Here is a 5,187-nt window from a genome sequence, read left to right as displayed (position 1 = left end):
GGGCGCGGCACTGACCGGATCGGCCGGGTGAACGCCGACGGCCGGCTGCCGCGGTCCGTGGAAGCGGACGCGACAGCCGGCCGTCGACGGCGGATCGGGTCGGGGCGCGCGCGTACCGGCCGCCCGTGCACCCGGCCGTGGTTACGGGGTCACCAGGCCGGCCTCGTAAGCCATGATCACCAGCTGGACCCGGTCGCGGGCGTTCAGCTTGGCCAGCAGCCGTGTGACGTAGGTCTTGGCGGTGGCGACGCTGATCACCAGGTGCTCGGCCAGCTCGGTGTTGGACATCCCCTGGGCGACCAGGGTGAGCACCTCGCGCTCGCGGCCGGTGATGCCGGTGAGGGTCCGCCGAGCCTTCGCGCCGGTCGGGCGGCCGGCGAACTCCTTGATCAGCCGGCGGGTGACGCTGGGGGCGATCAGAGCGTCGCCGTCGGCGACCACCCGCACCGCGGCCAGGATGTCGTCCAGGGCCATGTCCTTGACCAGGAAGCCGGAGGCGCCGGCCTGCAGTGCGCCGTAGACGTAGTCGTCGTCGTCGAAGGTGGTGAGGACCAGGATCTGGGCCTTGCCGGGGCCGGCGGTGATCTTCCGGGTGGCCTCGATGCCGTCCATGCCGGGCATCCGGATGTCCATCACCACGACGTCGGGCTCCAGGGCGGCGGTCAGTTCCACCGCCTCGGCGCCGTCGCCGGCCTCGCCGACCACCTCCAGGTCGGGGGTGTCGGCCATCACCAGCTGCAGGGCGGTGCGGATCAGCTGCTGGTCGTCGGCCAGCAGCACGCGGATCGTCATCGGACCACCTCCGGGACGGGAAGACGGGCAGCCACACGAAAGCCGCCCTCGGGAAGCGGCTCGGCGGAGAACTCGCCGCGGAGCAGGTCGACCCGCTCGCGCATGCCCACGAGCCCGAAGCCGGACCCGGCGGCGCCACTGGGAGGGTGCCGGCGGCCCCGGTCGAGGACCTCGATGAACAGCTCCGACTCCTGGCAGTCGATGGACACCTGGCATGCCTTGGTGTCGGCGTGGCGCACCACGTTGGTGACCGCCTCCTGGACGATCCGGAAGGCCGACATGTCGACCTCGGGGGGAAGGTGCCGCCGCTCGCCGCTCCACCGCACGTCGACCTGGACGCCGGCGGCCGCCGTGGTCGCCGCCAGCCGGTCGACGTTCGCCAGACCGGGGCCCGGCTCCAACGGGGCCGGCTCGGCGTCCGCACCGGGCCTCGGCTGCCGCAGGACGCCGAGCATCCGGCGCAGCCCGGCCAGCGTCTCCCGGCTCGCGGTCTCGATCTCGCCCAGGGCGGTGCGGGCCCGGTCCGGCTGGGTCTCGATGACCCGGCGGGCGGCGCCGGCCTGCAGGGCCACGATGCCGATGGTGTGCGCGACCATGTCGTGCAGCTCACGGGCGATCCGCAGGCGCTCGGCGGTGACCGCCCGGGCGGCCGCCTGGGCGCTGAGCTCCTTGGCGTGGTCGCGGGCCTGGCGCATCGAGTGGCCGATCAACAGGGAGATGACGGCCAGCAGCACCGCACCCTGGGCGTCGCCGGTGTCGGTGAGCGGAACCATGAGGATGTGCGCGAGCAGGACGCCGATCAGCATGCCCGCCGCGATGCGCGCGGTTCGCCGGGGCCGGGTGGCCGTGATAACGAGCAGGGCGATGTCCGCCGAGAGGAACTGCAGCGGCGGGAACTGCGAACCGGAAGACCAGCCCTTGGTCACGCTCACCGAGGCGGCGATCAGCAGGGCGAGACCGGCCAACGGCCGCCGCGCCAGCAGCACGCTGCCCGCGAGCGCCAACAGTGCCGCCGCGCCCACCATGGCCCAGTCCCGGCTCATCGCCCCCGAACGGCCGCCCATCGCGGCGCCGCTGAACCAGGCGGCGGCACCGCTCCGCCCGACGAGCAGCGTGGGGTAGAGGGTGACCACCAGCCAGGTGAGGGCTGTCCAGGCGCCTGGCGGCACGCGTTTGAGCAGCGGGAGAATCAGCGTGGCGTACATACGCCGAGAGTAGCCAGGCGTTCCCGAGCGGGCATCGGACCACGGGTGTACGACCGTGGCTGACAGGCAGGGGCGCGCAAGTGTCACCACAGGTGCGATGTGCGCAACCCGCGCCGGCAGCACGATGGTCCCTATGATCGAAGTCCACGAGCTGACGAAGCGCTACGGCAAGAAGCTGGCGGTCAACAACCTGAGCTTCACCGTGCACCCCGGTCAGGTGACCGGGTTCCTCGGCCCCAACGGGGCCGGCAAGAGCACCACTTTGCGGTTGATCCTCGGCTTGCACACCTCCACCAGTGGGACCGTCACGGTCGACGGCCGTCCGTTCCGCTCGTTGCCCCGTGGCATGCGGCACGTCGGCGCCCTGCTGGACGCCGGTGACGTGCACGGCGGGCGCACCGCCCGGGCCCACCTGCGGGCGCTGGCGCGCAGCAACAGGATCCCGCGCAGCCGGGTGGAGGAGGTGCTGCGGGAGGTCGGCATCGCCGACGCGGCGGACCGCCGGATCGGCGGCTTCTCCCTCGGCATGCGCCAGCGCCTCGGCATCGCCACCGCGCTGCTCGGCGACCCGCCGGTACTGCTCTTCGACGAACCGCTCAACGGGCTCGACCCGGAGGGCGTGCACTGGGTGCGCGGCCTGTTCCGCCGCCTGGCCGCCGAGGGACGCACGGTCTTCGTCTCCAGTCACCTGATGTCCGAGATGGAGCACACCGCCGAGCAACTCGTCGTCCTCGGCCGCGGGGAGCTGATCGCCGTGGAGAGCGTGGCGCAGTTCGCGGCCCGTGGGGCCCGCCGGAGCGTGTCGGTCCGTACGCCGGACCCGGCGGCGCTGCTGCCGCTGCTCACCGACGAGGGCGCGGAGGTGGAGCGCGAACCCGACGGGAAGCTCAAGGTGGTCGGGCTGGACGCGGACCGGATCGCGGAGATCGCGTTCCAGAACCGCATCCTGGTGAACGAGTTGACCAACCACACCAGCTCGCTGGAGGAGGCGTTCATGGAACTGACCGCCGACAGCGTCGAGTACGTCGCGGGAGAGACCAAGTGACCGCGCAGACGACATCGAAGACGACCCCGGTGTCCGACGAGCGGCCACTGGAGCCCAAGGCCTCGTTCAGCGATCTGCTCGCGTCCGAGTGGATCAAGCTGTGGTCCCTGCGCTCGATCCCCTGGGCCTTCGCCGGCACGGTGGCGGTGATCCTCACCATCACCATCACCGGCGCCGTCGCCGACGCGCACCACTACACCGGGAACAACGAGAAGGACCAGGCGTACTTCCGGGCGTTCGGGACGGTGGCCGCCACCTTCAACACCGGCGCCGCCACCATGCTGATCGTGGGCGCCGGTGCCATCGGTGCCATCACGGTCCTCGGTGAATACACCACCGGAATGATCCGGACGACCTTCACGGCCGTACCGGCCCGCCGTTCGGTGATGGCCGCGAAGGTGGCGGTGATCGTCGGTGCGGCGACCGCCCTCGGTGTGGTCGCAGCACTGCTCTCGTACGGTGCGGCTCAGGCCGTGCTGTCCGGTGAGGACGTCGGCGTGGGCCTCGGGCACCCCGGGATCGTGCGCCTGCTCATCGCCTCCGCGGCGCTCGCTCCGGTGGCCGCCCTCGTGGGCATGGGGCTGGCCGCGCTGATCCGGCACAGCGTACTGACCATCGTGGTCACGATCGCCCTCCTCTTCGTCATTCCCTCGGTGATCAACGGCCAGAGCCACTTCGGCGCGAGCCTCCTGCACATGACGATCCTGCAGGCCTGGCGGCGCATCGGCTACGACCAGGCCGTCGGGGAGATGTGGCCGTGGACGGTGGGGGGTGCCTACATCGTGCTCGTGGTCTGGTCGCTGATCGCGGCCGGGCTCGCCATCATCACCCCCAACCACCGGGACCAGTGAGCGGCGCTGCCGCTGGCCCCTTCCGCCCGGCGGGCCGAGCTGCCCGCCGGAGCACGTCCCGCTGGAGGCGGCGTTCCTCGAAACGGGCCGCCGACAGTGTCGAGTACCTTGAAGGAGAGACCGAGTGACCGCGCCGACGACTACGGACCAGACGGCGGTACCCAGCGTGTCGCCGTTGGAGCCCCGGGCCCGCTTCAGTGACCTCTTCGCCGCCGAGTGGATCAAGCTGTGGTCGCTGCGGTCGACCCTGTGGGCCTTCGTCGCCACGGCGGCGATGGTGCTCACGAGCACCAGCGCCAACGCCAGGGGAGACGCCCGGCAGTATGCGGAGGCCGACGAGGAGCGGCGGGCGCTGTTCCGGATGCTCGGGTTGGTGCCCGACTCCTTCCCGACCGGCTCCGCGACGATGCTGATGCTCGGTGCCGGTGCGATCGGTGCCATCGCGGTCCTCGGTGAGTACACCACCGGCATGATCCGGACGACCTTCACAGCCGTTCCCGCCCGTGGTTCGGTGATGGCCGCGAAGGTGGCGGTGGTCGCCGTCGCCACGGCCCTCTTCGGCGCGCTCGTGGGGTTCCTCTCCTACGGTGCCGCCCAGGCCGTCCTGTCCGGTCAGGACATCGCCGTGGGCCTCGGGCACACCGGGATCCCGCGCCTGCTCCTGGCCGCCACGCTGCTCGCTCCGGTCTCCGCACTGGTGGGCATGGGAGTGGCCGCGGTGGTCCGGCACGCCGTGATCACCATCGTGGCCACCACCGCCCTGCTCTTCGTCCTTCCCACGCTGCTGAACGACAACAGTCGCCTCAGCGCGAGCTTCCTGCACATGACGGTCCTGCAGGCCTGGGGCCGCATCGGTCGCGAACAGGACCTCGGGGAGCAGTGGCCGTGGACGGTGGGGGGCGCCTGCATCGTTCTCGCCGTCTGGGCGCTGGTTTCCGCGGCGCTGACGATCTTCTCCGCGAACCATCGGGACCAGTGAGCGGCGCTCGACAGGATCCTCTCCCCGGCGCGGGCCAATACGGCCCGCGCCTTTCCTTTGTTCATGTATGGAAAAACCTCGGCCTAGCCGTTTGTCAAGAATTCGAGCAGGCCGATTTTCTGCACTGTTCAACTGGCCCGGCGAGGCCAGTTGAACAGCCGCTTTGAACACCCCTCCCAAGCTTTTCTCACGCTGTCCGGGCCGGTTTACCGGCACGTGGGCCGAACATTGATCATCCGCTGGGCGGTGGGCCATAGTGACTGCCGGGGAAGCCGCGGTGGCCCCGTACGACCAGAGCATGAAACAGGGGGCTTT

5 protein-coding genes are annotated in these 5,187 nt (G+C 70.9%); 3 read left to right on the top strand and 2 right to left on the bottom strand.

Annotation, left to right across the window (positions count from 1 at the left end):
- Positions 1-141: 141 nt before the first annotated feature.
- Together ACFYWX_RS35570 and ACFYWX_RS35565 are read right to left on the bottom strand one after the other, a co-directional pair.
- Positions 142-792 (bottom strand): response regulator, encoded by a 651-nt coding sequence (locus ACFYWX_RS35570; protein WP_389428971.1) that lies wholly within the window; start codon positions 790-792, stop codon positions 142-144.
- Positions 789-1,997 carry a sensor histidine kinase gene (locus ACFYWX_RS35565; RefSeq protein WP_389428970.1) on the bottom strand — a complete coding sequence of 403 codons (1,209 nt, stop codon included), beginning with the start codon at positions 1,995-1,997 and terminating at the stop codon, positions 789-791. The genes ACFYWX_RS35570 and ACFYWX_RS35565 overlap by 4 nt, the downstream gene beginning before the upstream one ends.
- Before the next feature lie 133 nt (positions 1,998-2,130).
- On the opposite strand from ACFYWX_RS35565, the gene ACFYWX_RS35560 reads away from it, so the two are divergent.
- The 3 genes from ACFYWX_RS35560 (at position 2,131) to ACFYWX_RS35550 (ending at position 4,872) form a co-directional block, all read left to right on the top strand.
- A complete protein-coding gene (locus ACFYWX_RS35560) occupies positions 2,131-3,042 on the top strand; it encodes an ABC transporter ATP-binding protein (protein ID WP_389428969.1) in 912 nt (303 codons plus the stop codon).
- Positions 3,039-3,893, top strand: a complete 855-nt coding sequence (locus ACFYWX_RS35555; protein ID WP_389428968.1) for an ABC transporter permease — start codon at positions 3,039-3,041, stop codon at positions 3,891-3,893. The genes ACFYWX_RS35560 and ACFYWX_RS35555 overlap by 4 nt, the downstream gene beginning before the upstream one ends.
- A 124-nt stretch (positions 3,894-4,017) precedes the next feature.
- A complete protein-coding gene (locus tag ACFYWX_RS35550) occupies positions 4,018-4,872 on the top strand; it encodes an ABC transporter permease (protein ID WP_389428967.1) in 855 nt (284 codons plus the stop codon).
- Positions 4,873-5,187: the final 315 nt, after the last annotated feature.

Source organism: Streptomyces sp. NPDC002888 (assembly GCF_042888465.1).
Classification (GTDB): domain Bacteria; phylum Actinomycetota; class Actinomycetes; order Streptomycetales; family Streptomycetaceae; genus Streptomyces.
Note: the sequence above shows the minus strand (reverse complement) of the source record. Positions and strands in the feature narration are given on the sequence as shown.

Coding starts and splice junctions, on each gene's coding strand:
- ACFYWX_RS35560 (WP_389428969.1), top strand. CDS start 2,131: ATGATCGAAGTCCACGAGCTGACGAAGCGCTACGGCAAGAAGCTGGCG.
- ACFYWX_RS35565 (WP_389428970.1), bottom strand. CDS start 1,997: ATGTACGCCACGCTGATTCTCCCGCTGCTCAAACGCGTGCCGCCAGGC.
- ACFYWX_RS35570 (WP_389428971.1), bottom strand. CDS start 792: ATGACGATCCGCGTGCTGCTGGCCGACGACCAGCAGCTGATCCGCACC.